The sequence below is a fragment of the Streptococcus pyogenes genome, from assembly GCF_002055535.1.
Classification (GTDB): Bacteria; Bacillota; Bacilli; order Lactobacillales; family Streptococcaceae; genus Streptococcus; species Streptococcus pyogenes.
Window position 1 is genome coordinate 1,312,399 of record NZ_LN831034.1, and the last position, 21,803, is coordinate 1,334,201.

Genomic DNA, 21,803 nt, shown 5'->3' on the forward strand with positions numbered 1-21,803 from the left:
AGGGAAATGGCTGACATGCACTTCCTGTAACCTTACTCGTTTTCCTGTGTGTCGTCTGCCATTAATTCATGCATTTTAGGAAGGCTTAATTGTATTTCAGTGAACTGGTCTGACTGGCTATGAATGGTCATGTGGTAGCCTTCACCATAGTGAAGTTTTAACCGCTGGTCAACATTTTTAAGGCCCACACCTCCCCTAGCCAACAAGCTCTGACTATTGGTCAGTGAAGAGTCTTCAATGCCTTTACCATTATCCCAAACAGTCAACATCAGATGCTGAGCTGTATCAGATACCGTAACCTTGATCATGCCCTTGCGATCGACTTCTTTGATGCCATGGTAGATAGCATTTTCTACTAAGGGCTGTAAGATAAGCTTAGGAATAACAAAGTCTGCGTAGACATCTAAGCCTTGCACTTCATAACTTAGCTTGTCTCCATAGCGCTGTTTTTGAATAAAGAGGTATTGGCTAACGTGATCCAGTTCATCTGCCAAACGAATGTATTCGTTCCCCTGATTAAGGGCCAAACGAAAATACTTAGCTAGAGACTTGGTCACTTCTACCACGCGCTTGCTGTCATTAAATTCTGCCATCCAAATAATAGTGTCCAAGGTGTTATAGAGAAAATGCGGGTTAATCTGACTAGCCAAGGCTTGTAACCTATACTGCCCAATCGCCTTTTCCTTATCCGCAACGGCAACCATCAAGCTATCAATTTGATCTAAGAGCGCATTAAACTGTTGGGCAAGGTCTGTCAATTCTGGAGAACCCGTTTCTTGGGCACGTAACTGACGATCTCCTTTTTGAATAGCAAGAATAACTTGCTGCAATTGTTGAATGGGACGAATCCATCTGCGTAAGACTAAGACAGTTGCAAAGCCACAAATCAGACAGGCTAGAAGCCCTGTTCCAAGAAAGGACCAAAAAATTTGGCGCTGCACCCGGTGCAACTGATCCAGTGACGCCACTCCCACTAAAGTCCATTGACTGTTAGGAATGAGTTTTTGGTAAACAAAAGATGTCTTGTCCTTAGTGTAACCATTCTGAATCGCTAAATAAGGTTTCATCGCAGCCATCTCCTTAGAAGAACTGTAAACACTCTTTTTGGGATGGTAAACAAATTCATGCTTATCATTCACAATAAAGGCAAAGCCTTGGCGGCCTAGCTGAAGCTGATCTAAAGACGCTTTAATGGTCGGGTATGCAATATCAAGTCTTAGCACACCTAAATTATGCCCAGCCCTATCTACTACCTCTTGGGTCACAGAAACTACCCATTCTTTTTTAGAAGAAAGGGATAATTGCCGAGCTGGGGTTAAGATTGGCATGGCTTGACGGTCTATGGCTGCTTTATACCAGGGTTCTGCCATCATGTCACTGGAGGTTTTCATGGTCAACTGAGAATTGGTAGACACCGTTCGACCATCCTTAGTCACCAGAACAGCTGCTTGTAAATCGGAATTGGTCGCAAGAACCATCTTCATGAGCTGAAGAACCTGTTTGTCATTTTCTTGATGAATTTGACTAGCAAAGGCTTGAATTTCCGTATTTTTCGCCAGCACCGAAGTTGTTTCTTTAAGAGGCTTGATGTAAGCGTCAATAAATTGGGAACTTTGCCGAATGCTCTGCCGGGTATCACGTTCAATTAGTTGCCTGATATTACGAGAACTCGTCTGGTAATAAAGCAAACCAAGCGTGGTAATGAGGGCAATTACGATCACAAAAACATACGAAATCAACTGGACCAGTAGGGGATAACGCTTCATGCCTGGCCTCCTTTTTTATACTGACTTGGGGTAACGCCTACCAGTTGCTTAAAGCGCTGAGAAAAATAATTCATGTCCTCAAAACCGACCTGCTCTGCAATTTCATAGATTTTAAGATTACTGGTTAACAAGAGAAGCTTGGCTTTTTTCAACCGTTCTTGTACCAGATAATCTTGAAAGGGCATCCCTAACTCTTTTTTAATCAAGACGCTAAGGTAATTAGGGCTAAAACCAAGCTGCTGAGCCAAGCTTTTTAGGGTCAAATCAGAATCTGCCAACCGCTCATGAATAGCCATTGCTATTGCTGATACTTCTTTTTGAGGCTGCTCAACCAATTCCTGAATGGTTTCTGTTTTCTTGGAAAGTTCTAATTTTTTCCGGAGCTTTCCTAACATGTCTTCTACATCTGCCTTGGAAAAGGGTTTGAGCAAGTAATCATCTGCCCCTAATTTCAAAGCAGATAAGGCATAGTTAAAATCATCGTAGCCCGTCAAAAATACCAGATGAGTTTGGGGGGATTCCTGTTTAATGAGTTCTGCTAGTTGAATCCCATTTAATTTGGGCATATTGATATCCGTCAAAACAATATCATAAGGCTCTTTCTGAAACAAGTCCCAAGCCAACTGGCCATTTTCTGCTTCGTTGACCCGATCAATCTTGAACTGGCTAAAATCAACCAAAGAACGAATACCCTGGCGCACAAGGTATTCGTCTTCTACAATTAACAATGAGTACACACGGTGTCTCCTTATCTTTATAAAGGGCCTTGCATGGCCCTCTCATACTAGTCTTTCTTCTATTATATCAGATTTTTAGGCCTAACCCTATTCTACAGATGATAATAAATAACCATAGCCCTTAGCTTCCATATCAGCTTTTGGAATAAAGGTAATAGACAAGCTATTGATGCAGTAACGAAGGCCGCCTTGGTCTTTAGGTCCGTCAGTAAAGACATGCCCCAGATGAGAATTCCCTGAACGGCTGCGCACTTCTGTTCTCGTCATATTGAAACTCTTATCTTCCTTGTAGCGGACAACGTCTGGGCTGATGGGGCGGCTAAAGCTTGGCCAACCACAACCTGATTCAAATTTGTCTTTTGAAGAGAAAAGCGGTTCTCCTGTCACAACGTCTACGTAAATTCCTGCATCAAAAGAATCCCAGTAGCGATTAGAAAAAGCTTTTTCAGTTTCGTTTTTTTGCGTCACTCGGTATTCGTCTGCAGATAGTTTTTCCTTGATCTCAGTGGCACTTGGTTTTGGGTACTTGCTTTCATCAATCACAGGATAAGTCGCTTGGTTGATGTCAATATGGCAGTAGCCATTTGGATTTTTCTTGAGGTAATCTTGGTGGTAGTCTTCTGCCTTAATAAAGTGTTTCAATGGTGCTTTTTCAACCACTATTTTTTTCTTGTAATCCTTAGCTTTTTCTTTGAAGACCTCATCAATAATAGCTAAATCTGCTTTGTCAGTATAGTAAATCCCAGTTCGGTATTGACTACCGCGATCATTTCCTTGCTTATTAAGACTGGTTGGGTCAATAATTCGGAAAAAATGCAGTAATAATTCTTTCAAGCTAATACGGTTCGCATCATAGGCCACTTCAACGGTTTCTGCATGACCAGTCTGATGAATTAACTGGTAGTTGGTGGTATCGCCTCTACCATTGGCATAGCCTGACACCGCATCTAGAACGCCATCCACTTGTGAAAAATATTCTTCAACGCCCCAGAAACAGCCTCCAGCCAGGTAAATCACTTTTTGATCAACAGGGGCATTGGGATCTACTTTAGTGGATTTGACTTTTTTAGCTGGTAGTTGAGGCTTGCCTTGACTAAAAGCCTTGGCTTGACCTTTCTGAATGAGAACAGAAGCTCCGCCTATTAACAAGACCACTCCAACGATAAATAGCCATAATTTCCATTTATGTTCCATAAACTCAACTCCTTTTTTCTAATGCCTATCAGCTGGTCCTTCCTAATGTATACCTTTAAGGGTCTTTTTGATGTCTGATTTTTTGGCATAACCAATGTGTTTTTTAGCAAGAACACCATCACTTCCAATGAAAACTTCTGTTGGGTAAGATCTGACACCGTAAGCTTCCAATAGCTTGCCATCCGGATCTAACAAGACTGGTAAGTCCTTATAGTCTGTTCCTTGGAACCATTTTTTAAAGTCTGCTTCTGATTTTTCCCCTTGATGACCTGGCGAGACAACTGTTAGGACCACATAGTCTTTATCTGACATTTTAGCCAGGTCTTCGGTATCTGCCAAGGTTGATAGACAGATTGAACACCAAGAGGCCCAAAATTTCAAATAAACTTTTTTACCTTTGAACTCTGATAAGCGATAGGTCTTACCATCGATGCCTTTGAGTTCGAAATCAGGCGCCATAGGACCATCATTGGTCATTTTCTTATCAGATGATTTATCTGCCATCATGGACTTGTCCTTTGATGTTGACATCTTATCTTTCTTTTTAGCTGCCATGCTCATCTTGTCCTGAGTTATTTCCTTTTTAGCCATATTGTCTTGGGTTGAGCAAGCAGTTAGTAGCCCGAGACAAGCCAAACCAGTTGTTACTAATAGTCCTTTTTTCATTGTGTTTCTCCTTTATCCAAAAAGTTGTGCTAAGTTATTTAAGGTTCCTGTCATAAGCAAGATTCCCATGACTATAATCAGAACGCCTCCTACTTTTTTCAGTAAAAGTATGTGGGGTTTGAGCTTGTTAAACTGTTTCAAAACAATGCCTGACGCAAAAGAGATGAGTAGGAAAGGAATGCCCAATCCAAGAGTATAAATAATCATCAAAACGCCACCTTGCCAGGCACCATTTCCCCCTGAAGCCACCAATGCTAGGACAGAACTCAAAACAGGTCCCACACAAGGCGTCCAACCAAAGCTAAAGGTTAAACCAAGGATAAATGCATTGAACAAACCGTTGCGATTCTTGTTATTATGGAAAGTCAGTGATTTTTGAAATTGTAAGCTCTTAATGGTAATGAGGCCCATCTGATGAATCCCCAAGATAATGACCAAGGCTCCCAGTAAGTACCGAAACCATACCGCATAAAGGATATTTCCTAAAAAACCAGCCCCGTAACCTAAAATCACAAAAATAGTAGATAGACCAAAAATAAAGGCTAAAGTTTTGACAATGCCATACCAATAGAGTTTTTTACCAAATATAGTAATCGTCTTTGAATCATCTGCATCCAGTAAAATGCCTAAATAGACAGGAAGGACCGGAAAGATACACGGAGAGAAAAAGGATAACAAGCCTGCCCCAAAAACCGATACCATTAATACAAGTGATAGTGTCATAAATAACTCCTCTCTTAAGTTACCCTTAGTTTACCGAAAGCTAGTGGCGCAAACCATAGACTAGAACATGCAAAAACTTGAATTTGATACGCTATCAGATAAATGGTTGACTAAAGGCATGTAAAAACCCGACCTCATTAAAAGAGAGATCGGGTTCATCTTTCAATCCACTCACCCATGAAGGGTGAGACGAGTTTACTCGCTCAAATCAAGGTATGCGGACAATTTCAATCCACTCACCCATGAAGGGTGAGACGCTGTGACATTGCGGGATGTAATCAAAGTAAAAAATTTCAATCCACTCACCCATGAAGGGTGAGACTAAAGCAAACCTAGCAGAAGCAGAAAATGACTTATTTCAATCCACTCACCCATGAAGGGTGAGACCTGATGTAATTGGTGATTTTCGTGATATGCTTTTTATTTCAATCCACTCACCCATGAAGGGTGAGACTGCGCCAAATGACACAGTTTATAGAGAAACGGATGGCACACATAGAGGTGTTTTAAGCCTTTTTATCTCCATTTCGCTTCTTTTTTAAGTTATTTTTGCGCGAGCAAGCAAGGTGTTTCTGTGAAAGCTAGCTTCGCACAAGAGATTTTTACAATAATAAGACACCTTTATCTGGGTCATAGCTGTCTGAGCGACCAAGTGTTTCCACACGCCTCTGCCAATTTTTCCCCAATAAATAAAAGCGAATACTATCAGTTTTCTCATCAATGATTTGTGTTAAGCGGTGCTTTATATCCACAAATTCTGCGGGTGTCACAGAACATTCAAAAACAGAATTTTGAACACGTTGCCCATAGTCCACACAGAGTTTGGCAACATGACGCAATCTTTTTCTACCAGCAGGTGTTTCCGTATTTACATCATAAGTGACTAAAACCATCATATAACATCTCCTAAACCATAAAAGGTGGATAGCTTTCTAAATCTCCTCGTATAGCCTTAGCTAAAAGCTGCGCTTGTACATAGGGTAATAACATAAGTTTTACTTTCTCTTTTGTAAAAGGATGTTCTACCTCAGTATGCTTACGCTTCTGCCACAAATCAATAAAAATAGCTCTGCCATTTTCCGTCAATAAAATACTACCATTTTCTTTAACCTCAAAGTGTTTTTTCTGAAGTTGTCCTTTATTAATTAATGAAAAGACAAAACGATCTACAATATATGAGCGGAACTCTTCAACTAAATCAAGCGCTAAACTAGCACGCCCAGGACGATCCGTGTGAAAGAAACCAACGTAACTGTCTAATCCGACAGCTTCCAAGGCAGATTGACATTCAAAGGTCAGTAAACTGTAACCAAAAGACAAGAGGGCATTAACACAATCTAAGGGTGGTCGTTTACTCCGACCTTGGAAGTAAAACGTTTTTTTGTCCGTCAACACCAGGTCATTAAATATGCGAAAATACTGATTAGCAGCTTGGCCTTCAATCCCTCTTAAAGAGTCTTTATTATCTGCTGCCTGAACCATCTCTAAAGCCCATATCAATTCGTCATTAACAGCCTCAAAAAGCTTGGTATCAATCTGTTGACGATGATCTCGTTTAAAGCGTAGCAAGTATTTCCTTGAGTTGGAAATTTTAGCCAAAATAAACCGCTTTGCGTATTCCAAAGATTCCTCACGATCAGATAAACGATAATGTTCTCTACGCAACAACACATTCCCATTGGTTGAACCAATATAGCGACCACAAAAACGCCCTTGTGGTGTATGAAACGATAAATTAATCTGATTCTCCGTACATAACTTCACCAAAGCAGACGACACACCCAAATAAGAAAAACAGACAATACCGTCAATAATCCGAAACGGAAACCGTTTGAGAACCTTACCTTCTTGCTTGATAACAATGTTATCGCCCTCTTTAGTGACATAAAAATCTTCTTGCGTCAAATACAAGGTATTTAGCAACTTCTTCATAGGTCCATCTCCTCACTGGTCATAGCCTCATTGATGTAACGCGACACACTCCTTGTTTTTTTACTCAACCTGGGCTTACAAATATCGACTAAAGAACAAAGCTGACAGTTTTTAAAATAAGCTGCTTTAGGTAGCATTTGACTCTGATAAACCTCATGCATCTCTGCGGCTAATTCCTTCACTTCTTGACGCAAAGCTGATGTCATAGGAACAATCACTCTTTGATTGACACTATGGTAATAAAGACAACCTTCGTTAATGTCGCAGTCTAGCGTTTCTTCTAAACACATGGTCTGAGCCACCAACTGGACAATATCTCTGGTATCTTTTTTAGGTTTTCCGCGCTTGTATTCCACAACTTTTGGTAACCATTTCCCACGTTTTCCCCTCAAAGACACACCTTGATCATCTTTATAAAATTCCACAACATCCATAATTCCTGAAAGTCCAAGTTCTGCAGAAGAAATGGGCATAGCACGTGAGACCAAAAGCTCTTTTCGTTTTTCTTTAATGTAAGGGTTATCTGCTTTAGTATGTAAAACCTGTCCATGCGCTGTCGCTTCATTATCAAGCCATTGTTGCTCAATATGGATCAACGCCCATTGACGTTTACAAAATTGGAAATGCTGAATACCTGACAGCATTAAATAATCATCTTCGGCATAGACCATACTAGAGTCCTTCTAGGATTTCAAGCGTTAACCCTTTCGCTTCATATTTAGCCAATTTTTCTTGATTTAGATGAATCTGATAAGCGTCATAAGTGCTTTTTTCTTCTATTGATTGATGATACTCTAACAAGTCAAAGACACGCGCACTTGAAACATTTCCCAATTTGCTTGAATGCGTAAACCAAAAGACTTCACAAACTCGCATAGAGCCTTCCGGACGTGCAGACGACGCATCATTTTCAAACAAGCTAACCAAAACTTCTTTAATAGCCTCAGCATCTTCCTGAGAAAAACCAGTCTTTTCAGCAAAATAAGCATTGATAGAACCTTTAAGTACATACACACCATAATCTACAAAATGTTTTGTCCCCATCGTATCAGAAGAGCGGCCACTATTATTCTTAGCTTCCATACCATTGGTACTACGCGTAATTTGAAGGCTGGAAATGACAATTGGCTCCAAGGACTTAGCCATACTGATGGAAACTGGTCCACGCACCCCAATTGATTTTTTCAGATAAGTAAAAACTTGTCCAAAAGCACGAACATCAAACCATAATGCATTTGCTTTTTCTTCAATTTCTTTGTCAGGTGTCTTAGCTGTAAAATGTTGCGAAAAGCGTTTTTCCAGTGAACGAAAATCATCTTCAATACGCTCATTAGCTTGCACAAAAATAGACTTCCCCATATCTTGCAAACGATTACGAATCTTACGTTTAATGGAGACATCACTCATCACACCATATCCTTTGGCATCTGTACGAGGCATGTTTCCATTTAAGGGATCACCATTTGCATTTGCTTCTTTCACTTCAAGAGTTACCATAAAATCAATTTTGTGTTCCAACATCTTTTTACTCCTCACTTTCTGTTACTTCCGTGTTTTGTTTTGTATAGTAATAGTTTTTCTCAGCATAATACCCAAAAATAAAGCGGTAATCTAAGGGTTTTTCCATTGTTTCTGTTTCTAACAGAGGATTTAACAGTTCTAAAATCTCTTCTTTTTCTTTTTCTAATTTCATCCAACTGCCACGACGATTTAATTTCAATGGTTCTTCGTAAGGCTTAATTTTATTTTCCAATAACATCATCAATTTTGTTGGTTGTCCAGTATAGGCTGTCCAATAACGTTCAGCATTGGTAATACGGTCGTTATTGTTTCCATCCAAGCCATAACGCAAGGTCTCGATTAATTCAAAAATTGCTAATAATCGTCCAAAAAGATAGGAACGATTTTGATTGGTATGATCTAGCATCGGTGAAAATTCCTCCCCATTTTGTTTGTGTAAAATTGCTAAGCAGACCTGCTCAACTTGATACCAGTGCTTACGGTAACGATGTCGTTCTTTAACATTGTTACCTAACTTTTTGACAATGGACTGTGGCATCGGTTTACCATCAATCAAACTTGCCACTAACTTTTGAATTTGATCACTTTTGAAGTTATCATTATCTAATTCAAGGAAGCGATCCCTATCAACCCCGTAGGACACATTAAGGATGTCATGAAAAGTAGGGGTTCTTAAGCGACTTTTCCCAAACTTAGATCGCGACTCCCAACTGTATGTTTCCTGCCACTTGTTAAGATTGGTGAGTAATTGGGACGCTTGAAGCTGACGAAAATATTTTAAAGCAATCCGCCCATTGCTGGTTTTATTCAAAATAGCAACGTAGTAAGTGGCATCATTAGCAAATAATTTTTGTCCCTTGATGAATGATTTACCAATTCTTTTATTGTCTTCAGTTGCTAATGTTATAACAGGAGGCGTATCGTCATCATCATCTTCTTCAAGTCCATCATCAAAGATTGGTGATACAATATCCAACCGACTATCATTTGTTAAATCATCGCTGAACCAGTTGATTAAATATTGAGAAGACCCTAACCAAGTACTGGTATTTTTATTTTCTAAAAGGTACTTGAGCATTAAATGAATCTTTTCGGAAGTTTCATAGCCAACACTAAAAACGTCTTCGCGTTCTCTAAAACGTCCTTTATAAGCTTCTCTTTTATTACTAACAGAGATGATTTTAGCATTCCCCATCAAACCTCTATGCTTATCGGTAAGCTGTTCCTCTCGTCCACTAATATTACAAATACCGAGATTTTCACGATTGGCTTCAACAAAAGAAATATAGGATTGGTGTAAGGCTTTAAATGTCGAAACCGATTCATTTTTAAAGCCCTGGAACTGATCAATTGAAAATTCTAAAAAGCAAGCTGATAAATCAATTAATTTTTCTTTTCCAGTGGCATCACAAAATGTGACTTTTAATTGATTATGTTGATAATCAGGACCAATTAAAGAATCAAGAATCAATGTTAGAAATTCTGGCTTCAAAATGAACTGCTGAACAAAGGTTAAAAATTTCTTGACATCACCCTCCTCACAATAATCAATCCAGTTATTCAGTTGCTTATGAAAAGAATCATACTGAATCTGCCCCATTTCAGCACTATAATAAGCAAATTTATCGACTAGGGGATGCGGTGCAGGATGACTACCTGACCTAGCAACAGAATCAGCCGTTACAGGAAAAATAATCATTTGCTTATCTGCCATAAATTCTGCCTTGTGAAACTGGCCATCTTTGTCAAGTTTCACTGAAATGATATTTTTACCATTTGACTTTAAACTCGTATGATAAATCGGCAGTAAAACCGGCTCATTATTTCTTTTTTGATGATCAACCAAGTCTGCTAGCTCTGCTTTTTCATAAGTCTTCAAGAGAGAAGTAAAAAAATCCATCAGTTTTCTCCTTTCTCCATGGCATCATACTCCATGCATTCATCGTTAACCGATTTTATCTCCTCTGGTGCTTTAAAAGCATAACTAGAAAGCGTGTTAACAATATCGCATTCAGACTGTGCTTTAAACGTAATGACTCCATTTTTCATCACAGTCTTTGTAAAGTATGATTTTAATGGTGTCTTTTTGTCCTTCGGATAGGCAAAGGAATGGAACATGATTCCCAAGTCGATATTGACACCATTATAATACGACACAGTAGTCTCATACTCTTCTTGGCTGATATCATCTACAAGCCCTAAACATTCTCTTGTACCCAAAAACACATCTCGACGTCCCCCTTTACGAATAGAACGCTCCATAATGGCTTCATGTTTAGCTGGAAGTCTATCTGAGTTCAAATCTTTTCTATCTTCATTCCAAACAAAATGAAACTTGATCAGATAAACAACATCACTCAAATAGGATACATAACTTAAATCTGCACTATAATCATGTAACAGAGCCCTGACACCCTGTAATTCGGTTTGAATCTGGTTAATAACCTTAACCTCTGTGACGATATTAGTAAAGGTCGGCTTATAATAGATGGCATCAACGATACCATTCAGTGCCTGTCTAGTCGGAACCGAATAGGATGAGCGTTCCGATCCCCCTTTTGTGGCTGGATTTGTAAAAAGAGCTCGCTGACCACTTACTCTCACGTAGAAGTCTCTAGATCTGTACAAGCTACTTTCCTCCTTCTGTTTTTTTGTAATCTAATTTTATTAAATAGTCTAAATTGATAATAATTACTAATGATGATTGGCAGGTTAACAAGGTCCTCTAACAACCTTTTGTTAATCTTCTTTCGTTTTGAGTTAGAAGTAAAAGCTAGCTGAATCGTATTTAACTCCTCTTTCCGTGTCATAATACTCCGACGTCAAAACCAGAATCTGACCATTTAGATAAGATTTTGTTGTCTCAAAGAGAGGATCGTTCTCGCGGACATTAACCGTAAAAGGTTGTAACTCTTTTAGTAATGATTTTATCGTTTGATAATCTTTTGCTGATAAAAAATGTGACACACCTAATTCTTCTAAATAAGCCAATTTTTTCTCAGCTTCGCCATAAGGTACGAGAATTCCTATCATATCATTATTGATGAGGTTCATTTTGGCTCCTGCTGTTTTAAAAGCTTGTTTTAACTTACCTTTGAACTTTTTATTTGCCGTCTGATAAATATTAAGGCTTAAATAGTCGTAGATTGATAGGTTGTCTTCCAAAGGATAATCCATCAGTCCCTGATTATTGGCATAATAATACTCAAAAAAGTCACGGTTTAAAGTTGAGATATCAATTGGAGACCCAATCTTATGAAGAATAGATTCTGTGGCTTCTTTTTTAGTTTTTATTTCTGTCAGCCTAGAAATATTTTCCTCTTCATTGGTCAGATTGACAAGAGTGACTTGCCCTTTATCTCGTTTGCCTTCTCGGTTACACCGTCCAGCAGCCTGAACAATAGAATCAATCCCTGAGTAGGAACGAATGACGCGATGAAAATCAACATCTACACCTGCTTCAATTAATTGCGTGCTAATACAAATAATAGGGATATTATTTTGTAACTCCGTTTTGATCTTAGCAATCAAGTCAAGTCTATGCTGCGCACACATATTTGTCGAAAGCTGATAGACCGGTCTATCAGTCATGTCTTTTAGCATAGTATAGCAGTTATGAACCGTTTTTTTCGTATTAAAAATAGCAAGAACTGAGTTTTCCTCACCTAGAATAAGGTTAATAACATCAGTCAAGTGAACTTTCTGATCACTATCATCAAATTTTCTAAGCTCTGTCCTTGAAAAAATCTGTTTTTCTTCAATCGTTAACTCAACTATTTCAGCTAATTCTCCCAAGTTCCCTCCATAACAGATACGATGGTCAATCTCTGAAGAATCATAAGCAGGTTGTGTCGCTGTGCAAAGAACGATGGTTGTATCCATAACTTTATTTAAAAAATTCATCGTTAAATTAAACAAAGTGGTGACTTCAATAGGCAGGGATTGAACTTCATCTAGAATCACAACACTATTAATCAAACTTGAAAAACGTCTCAGATTAGCTGATTTTGTTTTGAAAAGTGTTTGGAAAAATTGAACCATAGAAGTCAAGACTACTTGACTGTCCCAGCTATCACTAAGATAAGCTGACAATAAACTGTCCTTATCATCATCATCTTCATTAGCCTGTTTCACCACATTGGAATGGTGTTCTAGAACGCCAAGGTCACCTGTAACTTTTCTAATTTCGGAAGCATTTTGCTCAAGAACCGAAAGAAAGGGCGTTATGTAAAAAAACCTTGATTTGTCGTGATGAACTAATTGGTGAAACGCATAACGCATACTAAGATTAGTCTTGCCAGCTCCTGTCGGTAAATCTAAGCGATAAATCCCCTTGGAATCTCGTTTACCTCTTTCTTTAACACGCTCAGCGATTTCTGTCCGAATAGTGTTCAACTGATTGTTTGGCTGTCCAAAGCTAGCATATTTTTGTTCAATGGCCGCTAAATAGGAGTGTTTTAGAAAGGATCGCTCTGTTTTATCCATAGGACTTATCTTAAGGCCATAGGCATTTACTGTGTCCAAAATATCAGCGTTTTTTAAGAGTGACAAGTAAAGTCTCACCATACAAGACTGATAATAATCCCACTCACTCTTATCTTGCCAGTTTAAGGAAGACATGGCTTGTTGGTAATTATCAAAAGCTTTATCAATAAGCTCCCTTAAATCTTTGTAGCCATAATCACATAATTTTTTTCTAATTTTAGAGCGTACCCTTTAATATCTTCATGATAGTGATAACCATCTAAGTCTCTATTGATACGATTTTTAAACTTATTAAAGCCATAATATTCAGCATCGTCAAAATAGTAGCATAAATCATACATCCCATGATGAGCAGAGATGACATACCCCACCATTTCGTTGAATGTCATTCTCTCATTTTTATCAACCCCTCGGTTTTTTAGATGAGGCCCAATAATAGAACATAAGTATTTTGCCCCTGCATAAGAGTGATCAACATGCCGATTTGGATTATTTAATAATTTATCTTGAAAGGTTCGATCAGCTTTGCCCAGGTCGTGGTAAAGACCAATTAAAAAAAGCACATCTCCTTGACCAATTATAGATGCTTCCTGTCGACTAGAACAGGCCACATGCCATAAATGCTCATCTAAAGATTGCTTTTTATCTTTTTTACAGTCATAGTGTGCTAAAATCATTCTCATATGCCTCTCAAAATAACACTATTTGTACGATGATTGTAATAGTATTGTAACATAACTCTTTAAATAAAGAAAGCGTTTTTCTCATAATTAAACTTCAATCTAATATCTCTATTAGTAAGAAAAGAACACAGTTTTTCAACTGCGTTCTAAACACTATGATTTAATTTTCTTCATCTCTGCAATCCGTTCTTGGGTTGCGTCGTACTTAGCTTGGTAGTCAGCTTGTTTGTCTTTTTCTTTTTGGACAACTTCTGGTTTGGCGTTGGCAACAAAGCGTTCGTTGCCGAGTTTTTTGCCGACCATGTCCAGTTCTTTTTGCCATTTAGCCAGTTCTTTATCTAGGCGAGCAAGTTCTTCTTCCACGTTAAGCAAATCTGCTAGTGGCAAGTAGATTTCAGCACCTGTGATGATGCTGGTCATAGCCAGTTCTGGCGCAGCAATGGCTGAGCTGATTTCTAATTTTTCAGGGTTAGTGAAGCATTTGATGTAGTTGATATTGCTGTTGAAAAAGTCTTCTAATTCACTATCTGCTGTCTTCACCAAAATGGTGATTGGTTTTGATGGTGCCACGTTAACTTCAGCGCGCGCATTACGAACTGCACGAATCAGGTCTTTCAAACTTTCCACACCTTTATGCGCAGCTTCATTTTCAAAAGCTGGGCGAACCACAGGATAGTCCACCGTCACAATAGAACCTTGGGCATATTGAGCGTAAATTTCTTCTGTTACAAATGGCATGATTGGGTGAAGGAGACGTAAAATCTTGTCCAAAGTATAAAGAAGGACAGAGCGCGTGATAACTTTTTCAGCTTCGTTGTCGCTATACAGCACTTCCTTGGTCAATTCCACATACCAGTTGGCAAATTCTTCCCAAATAAAGTTGTAAAGAATGTGTCCTGCCACACCAAACTCAAACTTGTCAAAGTTTTCTGTCACTTTAGCGATGGTTTCATTGAGATTGTGGAGAATCCACTGGTCAGTCACATTTCCAGCTTCTGAGGCAGCTACCTTAGCCACATTACTTTCAGCATCTTCCAATGTCAACCCTTCATTATTCATGAGGATATAGCGAGAAATATTCCAAATTTTATTAATGAAATTCCAAGAGGCGTCCATTTTTTCGTATGAGAAACGCACGTCTTGTCCTGGGGCAGAGCCGTTTGAGAGGAACCAACGTAAGCTATCGGCACCATATTTCTCAATGACATCCATCGGATCAATCCCGTTCCCCAATGATTTAGACATTTTGCGTCCTTCTTCGTCACGAATAAGACCGTGAATCAGGACATTTTGGAATGGCTGACGCCCGGTAAATTCAAGCGATTGGAAAATCATACGTGACACCCAGAAGAAAATGATGTCATAACCTGTTACTAAGGTTGAGGTTGGGAAATAACGTTTGAAATCTTCTACATCTGTGTCAGGCCACCCCATAGTTGAGAACGGCCATAAAGCAGATGAGAACCAAGTGTCAAGAACATCTTCATCTTGAGTCCAGTCATCACCTTCTGGTGCTTCTTCGCCAACGTAAATCTCACCTTCTGCATTGTACCAAGCAGGAATTTGGTGACCCCACCATAATTGGCGAGAGATTACCCAGTCATGGACATTTTCCATCCATTGGAGGAAGGTATCGTTGAAACGTGGTGGGTAGAAATCTACTCGGTCATCTGTTTCTTGGTTGTCCATAGCTTGTTTAGCAAGCTCATCCATTTTTACAAACCATTGAGTGGATAGACGAGGCTCAACGACTGCACCTGAACGTTCTGAGTGACCTACTGAGTGAACACGTTTTTCGATGTTTACTAGGGCGCCAAGTTCTTCAAGTTTAGCAACGGTAGCTTGACGAGCTTCAAAACGGTCCATGCCTGCAAAGTCGCCAGCTAACTCATTCATGGTACCGTCATCGTTCATGACATTCACTTGTGGTAGATTATGGCGTTGACCAACCTCGAAATCGTTAGGATCATGGGCAGGCGTGATTTTCACAACTCCAGTCCCAAATTCAGGGTCAGCATGCTCGTCACCCACGATTGGAATCAATTTATTCACGATTGGTAAAATAACATTTTTGCCAATCAAATCTTTGTAACGAGGATCTTCTGGGTTTACGGCAACGGCAACGTCTCCAAACATGGTTTCTGGTCGCGTTGTTGCCACTTGAAGGGCGCGTGAGCCATCTGCCAACATATAGTTCATGTGATAGAAAGCTCCCTCAACATCCTTGTGGATAACCTCGATGTCAGAAAGGGCAGTTCTGGCAGCAGGATCCCAGTTGATGATGAATTCACCACGGTAAATCCAGCCTTTTTTGTAGAGGTCAACAAAAACCTTGCGAACTGCTTTTGACAAGCCCTCATCAAGGGTGAAGCGCTCACGGCTGTAGTCCACAGAAAGCCCCATTTTGCCCCACTGCTCTTTAATCGTAGTGGCATATTCGTCTTTCCACTCCCAGACCTTGTCTAGGAATTTGTCACGACCAAGGTCGTAACGAGAAATCCCCTGCTCGCGCAGACGCTCCTCTACCTTAGCCTGTGTCGCAATTCCTGCATGGTCCATCCCTGGAAGCCAAAGCGTATCAAAGCCCTGCATGCGTTTTTGACGAATGATAATATCTTGAAGTGTTGTGTCCCAAGCATGTCCCAAGTGCAACTTACCAGTCACATTTGGCGGTGGAATCACGATAGAATACGGTTTTGCTTTTTGGTCTCCTGATGGCTTGAAAACATCTGCATCAAGCCATTTTTGATAGCGACCTGCCTCAACCTCGGCAGGATTGTATTTAGGTGATAGTTCTGTCATCTTAGTTCTCCTTGATATGAGTCATTTTTTGGATAATAAGCTGCGCTGTTTCAGCAGCGGTGAGCTGGGTATTATTGATTTTTTGGTAATGCGTGAGCGTTTTGGGTGGTTCTTCTGGATTAAAAACAGCATATGCCATCGTGGATTGAATATCTTGTTCTGACCACTCGATGTTGCGTTTAAGAGGTTTATGTTTGAGACGATTTTCTGTGCGATTGCGTTTAAGACGTTCCTCTATATCTGTTTTTAATTCGACAAAGAGAACCTCTTGGTCATAAGACTGAAAAACAGCCTGAATCTTTTCAAGCATTGCTACATCATTTGGATCATTGAAGTCAATTACAATAGTAAAAATCATGTCTTGACCTGTCTTAGCAAAGGTTTCAAAAAAAGCAAAACGGATACGTTCAATCAAGGCAGTGCTCTCTTGAGACCAAGGCATAAACCGTAAAACAAAGTCAATAGAATCGTGATTATGAAACAAAGTCATGCCTGTCTGCCTGGCAACTTCTTGCCCAATGGTCATCTTGCCCGACGCTTGAGCACCAATGATGATAAGGTTCATTTTTGTTTCTGCTCCTCCCACTCACTTCTCAGTAACCCAAAACGCATGTCGCCACAGCGGCGACCTTGAACGTCCTTACGGTCACGGGCATTGGCTTCTAAGGTAAAGCCTAATTTGCGAGCCACTGCCTGACTTTGCTTGTTGTAGTCGTAGCAACCCAGCTCAATTTTATGCAAATCAAGTAAGGTAAAACCAATTTCAATCAGAGCTGAAGCCGCTTCTGGAACAATGCCTTGTCCCCTTTTCGTTGACGTAATAGCAGCCGTTCTGTTTCCACTTTGGGCAAAGTTTTTCTATTATATACTTCTAACAACATTTTAACAATAAGCCATCATCTTCTTTCAAATGAAACCAAATAATCCCTGCCTAGATAACCTAGACAGGGACGAATTTCGTGTTACGATTTCCGCGGTACCACCACTGTTTCAGACCATAAAATGGGTCTGCTACTTTTCATATCTGATTTCTGATCCTCAGCTACTAGCCTTGACATCTGTGCGGATTTCTCAACACCACCGCTCTCTGTAACAGACCAACTCAATGCACCTCTGATTGCTAATATTCTAACAAATTTATAGCCATTAAGCAACGAGAAGATGACTATTTTTTAAAGCTTGCACCATTTTCGACCAATTTTTTAACCGTTGCTGGACCAATGCCCTTAAGAGCAAGGAGGTCTTTTTCTGTCCACTCCTTAAAAGCTTGCGCTGAATGGATGCCTTCTGCATATAGGGTTTCGACAAGGTCAGAGCGGATACCAGCTACAACTGGCTGCCCTGCAAACTCATCAAGAGTAAGTCTTTCCTTGCTTGCTGTCAGGTTTTCAACTGTTTGGCTGCCTTTTTCCACAAGATTTTTACCAGCAGAAATGGTTTTATCCACAGCTGTTTCAACACTTTCAACTGCCTTATCAAAAACTTGACCTGCTTTTTTTAACAAGCCATTACGCTTCATTTCTAATTTCAATGCTTTTTTACGATTTTTTTGTTTTGCCACTATTTCGTGTCTCCTTCTTAATAATGCCTTGCTCCAAATAACTCATCTGGAATATCGTGAAAGGCTTTACCATTTTTATAATTGTCAAATTTACCTAGTAAAAATTCGTAGGCGTCTAACTTACTTTCATAACGAATAAAGGCATCTTTAGCCCTTTCATCGCCATCTTCTTGGGCAACTTCTTGACTGGTTGCCATGGCTAGCTGATTGACTTGAATCTGAGTTTTAACCCAGTCTTCAAAATCTTTTAAAAATTCTTTTTCATAAGACATGCTTGGCTTCCTCTTTCTGAAATTATCTTTACCATTATACCATAAGGCAGGCCTCTTGTGCCATGTTATTAATAACTGGTACCCTCATTTTGATGATAAACAATTAAGGAAATATTTTTAAGAAAAGCTTGCATCAATTAATAACTTATAGTATTATAAAAAGGTAGCCGCTGTAGTTAAATGGTATAATAAAGCAATGGTAATGCTTCGTTCCGAGTTCGATTCTCGGTGGTGGCATCTATAAAAAAATACTGTCCTAATAAGATTTAGGGCAGTATTTTTTTATAGCTAGTAAGCCTTTTTTAATAAAAATGACTAAGAACATAGACAATCTAGGGTTTACTTGCTATTTCATCTTGTTTATGGTATCATTTCACAGGCTAAGGGTGCTTCATGGATAACAACGAGATTTTGTATTCCTAAATAAGACGTTATCCCATAGAGCACGCCATACAGAATTAGTAAAGGAATCAAACGAATGATTGACATTATGTCTGACTTTCAAAATAAGACTTGTTCTAAGAATAATTTTATTGTTGGACCTTGTTCCATTGAATCTTATGATCACATTAGATTAGCAGCTTCAAGTGCCAAAAAACTTGGTTACAACTATTTTAGAGGAGGCGCCTATAAACCAAGAACATCTGCTGCTTCTTTTCAAGGCCTTGGCCTGCAAGGAATTCGTTACTTGCATGAGGTTTGTCAGGAATTTGGCTTACTATCGGTCAGTGAAATCATGTCCGAGCGCCAATTAGAAGAAGCCTATGACTATCTCGATGTCATTCAGGTTGGTGCCCGCAACATGCAAAATTTTGAATTTTTAAAAACCTTGTCACACATCGATAAGCCTATTTTGTTTAAACGAGGCTTGATGGCTACTATCGAGGAATATTTGGGCGCCCTTTCCTACTTACAAGACACTGGAAAATCTAACATTATCTTATGCGAACGTGGCGTTCGTGGCTACGATGTGGAGACTAGAAATATGCTTGATATTATGGCAGTCCCTATTATTCAACAAAAGACAGATTTACCGATTATTGTGGACGTATCTCATTCGACAGGCAGACGAGATTTACTCTTACCTGCTGCTAAGATAGCGAAGGCTGTCGGTGCCAATGGCATCATGATGGAGGTTCATCCTGATCCCGACCATGCGCTGTCAGATGCTGCCCAGCAAATTGATTATAAGCAATTAGAACAGTTGGGGCAGGAACTTTGGCAAGATTAAGCTCTAAATATCACTGCGTTATCTCTGTTACCTAGTACTGATGAAAGGAGTGCTTATGCCACAAACACTTCATGTCCATTCTCGGGTCAAGGATTATGATATCCTGTTTACCGACCATGTTTTAAAAACCTTAGCAGATTGCCTTGGTGAGCGCAAGCAGCGTAAACTCTTGTTTATCACCGATCAAACGGTCTACCACTTGTATCAGACTCTCTTTGAAGAATTTGCTCAGCAATACAACGCTTTTGTCCATGTCTGCCCTCCGGGAGGTCAATCCAAATCCTTGGAACGTGTCAGTGCTATCTACGACCAGCTCATCGCTGAAAATTTTTCCAAAAAAGATATGATTGTTACTATTGGTGGTGGTGTTGTTGGGGATCTGGGTGGTTTTGTCGCTGCAACCTATTACCGTGGTATTCCCTACATTCAAATCCCAACGACTTTACTTAGTCAGGTGGATAGCAGTATCGGGGGCAAAGTTGGAGTCCATTTTAAAGGTCTAACCAATATGATTGGCAGCATTTACCCTCCAGAAGCTATCATTATTTCAACCACCTTTTTGGAGACCTTACCGCAACGGGAATTCTCCTGCGGCATCAGTGAGATGCTCAAAATCGGCTTCATTCATGATAGACCGCTTTTTCAGCAGTTACGTGATTTTCAAAAAGAAACCGATAAGCAGGGACTTGAACGTCTGATTTACCAATCCATTTCCAATAAAAAACGGATTGTTGAACAAGATGAATTTGAAAATGGTTTGCGCATGTCTTTAAATTTTGGGCATACCTTGGGCCACGCGATTGAATCGCTCTGCCACCATGATTTTTACCATCACGGTGAAGCCATTGCTATCGGTATGGTGGTTGATGCTAAACTGGCTGTTTCCAAAGGACTCTTGCCAAAAGAGGACTTGGATAGCCTCCTTCAAGTTTTTGAACGTTACCAGTTACCAACAACACTTGAAAGAGCTGATGTCTCTGCGACATCCCTCTTTGACGTCTTTAAAACAGATAAGAAGAATTCTGAGCAACATATTATCTTTATATTACCCACAGAAACCGGTTTTACCACCCTAGCCATTAACAAAGACGATCACCAATTTGTCGAGAAGCTCGACAGTTTATTATAAATAGTGACTCCACTCTAGCTAGTTAAGCTTGCTAAGAGAATAACGGTATCCTGGAACTCCTAAAACATGTTACTACAGACAAGTCTTGATAACAATATAACTTTTAGCTAAGAATAACTAACAGCAACATCAAAAAGAGGATTTATGGAACTATAGGAGAACGGTATCACTCGTAAAAAGATCTTTCTTTTGCCTGTCGTTCAATTATTTCGTCTAAAAAGCCTTAATGAGAAACCTATAAGGAGATAGGAAACTCATTAAGGTTTTTTTAGTGAATTCTAAAATAAACCAAGCTAAAGGGCTTAATCTGGAGATGAGAAAGCCAAGCTTTAAAATTCGTATTGTCATCGCTTTGAATACGTAAAAAGAGAAGATGAGCGTCACCTTCTCTTTTGCTTTTCCATAGGCCACCCAATACAGTTGACAATAAGCCCTTAATCTAAAAGCACTTGTAATAGTTTACAATCGGTTTTAGCTTCTAAATGATGGACTTTTTGGGCAGGTATGGCTATGAGACTTTCTTGAGTTAGGACCTGTTTTTGATCCTCTAAATCGAAAATGAGCTGACCTTCTAAAACAAGTATTACTTTATCTCTTGGACTAGTCTCTTGACTAATGCTTTCTCCTTGGGCCATGGCATATAAAACAATAGATTGAGATAATCCCAGTAGACGGCTCAAGGATCGGCTAGCCACCTGATGATCATGATATTGCACCAATTGAGAGAGATTTTCAATCATGTTAAGCCTCCGGTTTTACTACTACTAAAAGCATTTGAAAGGCTTCTACTGCATATAAGGCATGAGGAATCCCAGCTGGCATCACAATGGTTTGACCTTCAGCAACCCGGTAGGTCTCTTGATCAATGGTGATTTCTGCTAAGCCACTTAAGATAGTAACCATGGCATCTCCTGGTGATGAGTGTCGCCCAATTTCTTGGCCCTTATCTAAGGAAAAAACTGTTATTCCTAGGTCTTGCCTTTGGACTAGTGTTCTACTTAACATTTGATCTTGCTCAATCATTACTTCTTGCGTCAAATCAAGAACCTTCGCGTGCTCAATATTATTGATATAAGACATCTTCGAACTCCTCTATGGTCT

General features: G+C 39.5%; 18 protein-coding genes, 1 tRNA gene, 3 pseudogenes and 1 CRISPR repeat array. Of the genes and pseudogenes, 3 read left to right on the forward strand and 19 right to left on the reverse strand.

The window, feature by feature from the left end; genetic code table 11:
• Positions 1-32 precede the first annotated feature (32 nt).
• From B6D67_RS07020 to B6D67_RS07105, 17 genes and pseudogenes are all read right to left on the reverse strand, one after another.
• Positions 33-1,766, reverse strand: coding sequence for a cache domain-containing sensor histidine kinase (locus B6D67_RS07020; protein WP_011285644.1), 1,734 nt, complete (start codon positions 1,764-1,766; stop codon positions 33-35).
• A complete protein-coding gene (locus B6D67_RS07025; RefSeq protein WP_010922507.1) occupies positions 1,763-2,503 on the reverse strand; it encodes a response regulator transcription factor in 741 nt (246 codons plus the stop codon). The genes B6D67_RS07020 and B6D67_RS07025 overlap by 4 nt, the downstream gene beginning before the upstream one ends.
• Before the next feature lie 87 nt (positions 2,504-2,590).
• Positions 2,591-3,523 (reverse strand): annotated as a pseudogene (gene msrB / locus B6D67_RS07030) (peptide-methionine (R)-S-oxide reductase MsrB); the annotation flags it as partial.
• Positions 3,524-3,739: 216 nt separating this feature from the next.
• On the reverse strand, positions 3,740-4,363 hold the full coding sequence (locus tag B6D67_RS07035; protein WP_002983778.1) for a TlpA disulfide reductase family protein: 624 nt from the start codon (positions 4,361-4,363) through the stop codon (positions 3,740-3,742).
• A gap of 12 nt (positions 4,364-4,375) precedes the next feature.
• Entirely contained in the window at positions 4,376-5,086 is a 711-nt protein-coding gene (gene ccdA2 / locus B6D67_RS07040) for a thiol-disulfide oxidoreductase-associated membrane protein CcdA2 (protein WP_002983776.1), read from the reverse strand.
• 159 nt (positions 5,087-5,245) lie between these two features.
• A CRISPR array of direct repeats spans positions 5,246-5,540; the repeat unit is 32 nt; unit sequence ATTTCAATCCACTCACCCATGAAGGGTGAGAC.
• Between the two features lie 148 nt (positions 5,541-5,688).
• Positions 5,689-5,982 (reverse strand): CRISPR-associated endonuclease Cas2, encoded by a 294-nt coding sequence (gene cas2, locus B6D67_RS07045; RefSeq protein WP_002989044.1) that lies wholly within the window; start codon positions 5,980-5,982, stop codon positions 5,689-5,691.
• Between the two features lie 10 nt (positions 5,983-5,992).
• Positions 5,993-7,018, reverse strand: coding sequence for a type I-C CRISPR-associated endonuclease Cas1c (cas1c, locus tag B6D67_RS07050; RefSeq protein ID WP_010922509.1), 1,026 nt, complete (start codon positions 7,016-7,018; stop codon positions 5,993-5,995).
• Positions 7,015-7,689 (reverse strand): CRISPR-associated protein Cas4, encoded by a 675-nt coding sequence (cas4, locus tag B6D67_RS07055; protein WP_003060901.1) that lies wholly within the window; start codon positions 7,687-7,689, stop codon positions 7,015-7,017. The genes cas1c and cas4 overlap by 4 nt, the downstream gene beginning before the upstream one ends.
• Position 7,690: 1 nt before the next feature.
• Complete coding sequence (cas7c, locus tag B6D67_RS07060; protein WP_010922510.1) at positions 7,691-8,539, reverse strand: type I-C CRISPR-associated protein Cas7/Csd2; 849 nt, start codon at positions 8,537-8,539, stop codon at positions 7,691-7,693.
• Between the two features lie 4 nt (positions 8,540-8,543).
• Positions 8,544-10,439 carry a type I-C CRISPR-associated protein Cas8c/Csd1 gene (cas8c, locus tag B6D67_RS07065; protein ID WP_010922511.1) on the reverse strand — a complete coding sequence of 632 codons (1,896 nt, stop codon included), beginning with the start codon at positions 10,437-10,439 and terminating at the stop codon, positions 8,544-8,546.
• A complete protein-coding gene (cas5c, locus tag B6D67_RS07070) occupies positions 10,439-11,167 on the reverse strand; it encodes a type I-C CRISPR-associated protein Cas5c (protein WP_010922512.1) in 729 nt (242 codons plus the stop codon). The genes cas8c and cas5c overlap by 1 nt, the downstream gene beginning before the upstream one ends.
• A gap of 132 nt (positions 11,168-11,299) precedes the next feature.
• A pseudogene (cas3, locus tag B6D67_RS07075) lies at positions 11,300-13,707 on the reverse strand (CRISPR-associated helicase Cas3').
• 153 nt (positions 13,708-13,860) lie between these two features.
• Complete coding sequence (locus tag B6D67_RS07080; RefSeq protein ID WP_029714133.1) at positions 13,861-16,509, reverse strand: valine--tRNA ligase; 2,649 nt, start codon at positions 16,507-16,509, stop codon at positions 13,861-13,863.
• A 1-nt stretch (position 16,510) separates the two neighbouring features.
• Positions 16,511-17,074, reverse strand: coding sequence for an AAA family ATPase (locus B6D67_RS07085; RefSeq protein WP_002989022.1), 564 nt, complete (start codon positions 17,072-17,074; stop codon positions 16,511-16,513).
• Positions 17,071-17,313: pseudogene (locus tag B6D67_RS10275) on the reverse strand (GNAT family N-acetyltransferase); the annotation flags it as partial. The pseudogene B6D67_RS10275 and the gene B6D67_RS07085, both read right to left, overlap by 4 nt.
• Positions 17,314-17,674: 361 nt before the next feature.
• Positions 17,675-18,070, reverse strand: a complete 396-nt coding sequence (locus B6D67_RS07100) for a helix-hairpin-helix domain-containing protein (RefSeq protein WP_002989018.1) — start codon at positions 18,068-18,070, stop codon at positions 17,675-17,677.
• Positions 18,071-18,087: 17 nt separating this feature from the next.
• The gene (locus tag B6D67_RS07105; protein ID WP_002983750.1) at positions 18,088-18,342 is read right to left on the reverse strand and encodes a DUF1912 family protein; all 255 of its coding nucleotides are present in this window, start codon (positions 18,340-18,342) and stop codon (positions 18,088-18,090) included.
• A 166-nt stretch (positions 18,343-18,508) separates the two neighbouring features.
• Here B6D67_RS07105 and B6D67_RS07110 point away from each other — a divergent pair.
• From B6D67_RS07110 to aroB, 3 genes are all read left to right on the forward strand, one after another.
• Positions 18,509-18,579: transfer RNA gene (locus B6D67_RS07110), tRNA-Thr, on the forward strand.
• Positions 18,580-18,820: 241 nt separating this feature from the next.
• Complete coding sequence (locus tag B6D67_RS07115; RefSeq protein WP_002983746.1) at positions 18,821-19,573, forward strand: bifunctional 3-deoxy-7-phosphoheptulonate synthase/chorismate mutase; 753 nt, start codon at positions 18,821-18,823, stop codon at positions 19,571-19,573.
• A gap of 55 nt (positions 19,574-19,628) precedes the next feature.
• Entirely contained in the window at positions 19,629-20,702 is a 1,074-nt protein-coding gene (gene aroB / locus B6D67_RS07120; protein WP_010922517.1) for a 3-dehydroquinate synthase, read from the forward strand.
• Between the two features lie 434 nt (positions 20,703-21,136).
• Here the strand turns inward: aroB and B6D67_RS07125 are convergent, their stop codons facing one another.
• Both B6D67_RS07125 and B6D67_RS07130 read right to left on the reverse strand, forming a co-directional pair.
• Positions 21,137-21,442 (reverse strand): cupin domain-containing protein, encoded by a 306-nt coding sequence (locus B6D67_RS07125; RefSeq protein ID WP_002983743.1) that lies wholly within the window; start codon positions 21,440-21,442, stop codon positions 21,137-21,139.
• A 1-nt stretch (position 21,443) separates the two neighbouring features.
• Positions 21,444-21,782 (reverse strand): cupin domain-containing protein, encoded by a 339-nt coding sequence (locus B6D67_RS07130; protein WP_002983741.1) that lies wholly within the window; start codon positions 21,780-21,782, stop codon positions 21,444-21,446.
• Positions 21,783-21,803 lie beyond the last annotated feature (21 nt).

What these genes read in the sequence shown, in the direction of transcription:
- B6D67_RS07085 (WP_002989022.1), bottom strand. Translation starts at nt 17,074, where the DNA reads ATGAACCTTATCATCATTGGTGCTCAAGCGTCGGGCAAGATGACCATT.
- cas1c (WP_010922509.1), bottom strand. Translation starts at nt 7,018, where the DNA reads ATGAAGAAGTTGCTAAATACCTTGTATTTGACGCAAGAAGATTTTTAT.
- B6D67_RS07125 (WP_002983743.1), bottom strand. Translation starts at nt 21,442, where the DNA reads ATGATTGAAAATCTCTCTCAATTGGTGCAATATCATGATCATCAGGTG.
- B6D67_RS07080 (WP_029714133.1), bottom strand. Translation starts at nt 16,509, where the DNA reads ATGACAGAACTATCACCTAAATACAATCCTGCCGAGGTTGAGGCAGGT.
- aroB (WP_010922517.1), top strand. Translation starts at nt 19,629, where the DNA reads ATGCCACAAACACTTCATGTCCATTCTCGGGTCAAGGATTATGATATC.
- B6D67_RS07105 (WP_002983750.1), bottom strand. Translation starts at nt 18,342, where the DNA reads ATGTCTTATGAAAAAGAATTTTTAAAAGATTTTGAAGACTGGGTTAAA.
- B6D67_RS07035 (WP_002983778.1), bottom strand. Translation starts at nt 4,363, where the DNA reads ATGAAAAAAGGACTATTAGTAACAACTGGTTTGGCTTGTCTCGGGCTA.
- cas8c (WP_010922511.1), bottom strand. Translation starts at nt 10,439, where the DNA reads ATGGATTTTTTTACTTCTCTCTTGAAGACTTATGAAAAAGCAGAGCTA.
- B6D67_RS07020 (WP_011285644.1), bottom strand. Translation starts at nt 1,766, where the DNA reads ATGAAGCGTTATCCCCTACTGGTCCAGTTGATTTCGTATGTTTTTGTG.
- ccdA2 (WP_002983776.1), bottom strand. Translation starts at nt 5,086, where the DNA reads ATGACACTATCACTTGTATTAATGGTATCGGTTTTTGGGGCAGGCTTG.
- cas4 (WP_003060901.1), bottom strand. Translation starts at nt 7,689, where the DNA reads ATGGTCTATGCCGAAGATGATTATTTAATGCTGTCAGGTATTCAGCAT.
- cas7c (WP_010922510.1), bottom strand. Translation starts at nt 8,539, where the DNA reads ATGTTGGAACACAAAATTGATTTTATGGTAACTCTTGAAGTGAAAGAA.
- B6D67_RS07130 (WP_002983741.1), bottom strand. Translation starts at nt 21,782, where the DNA reads ATGTCTTATATCAATAATATTGAGCACGCGAAGGTTCTTGATTTGACG.
- cas2 (WP_002989044.1), bottom strand. Translation starts at nt 5,982, where the DNA reads ATGATGGTTTTAGTCACTTATGATGTAAATACGGAAACACCTGCTGGT.
- B6D67_RS07115 (WP_002983746.1), top strand. Translation starts at nt 18,821, where the DNA reads ATGATTGACATTATGTCTGACTTTCAAAATAAGACTTGTTCTAAGAAT.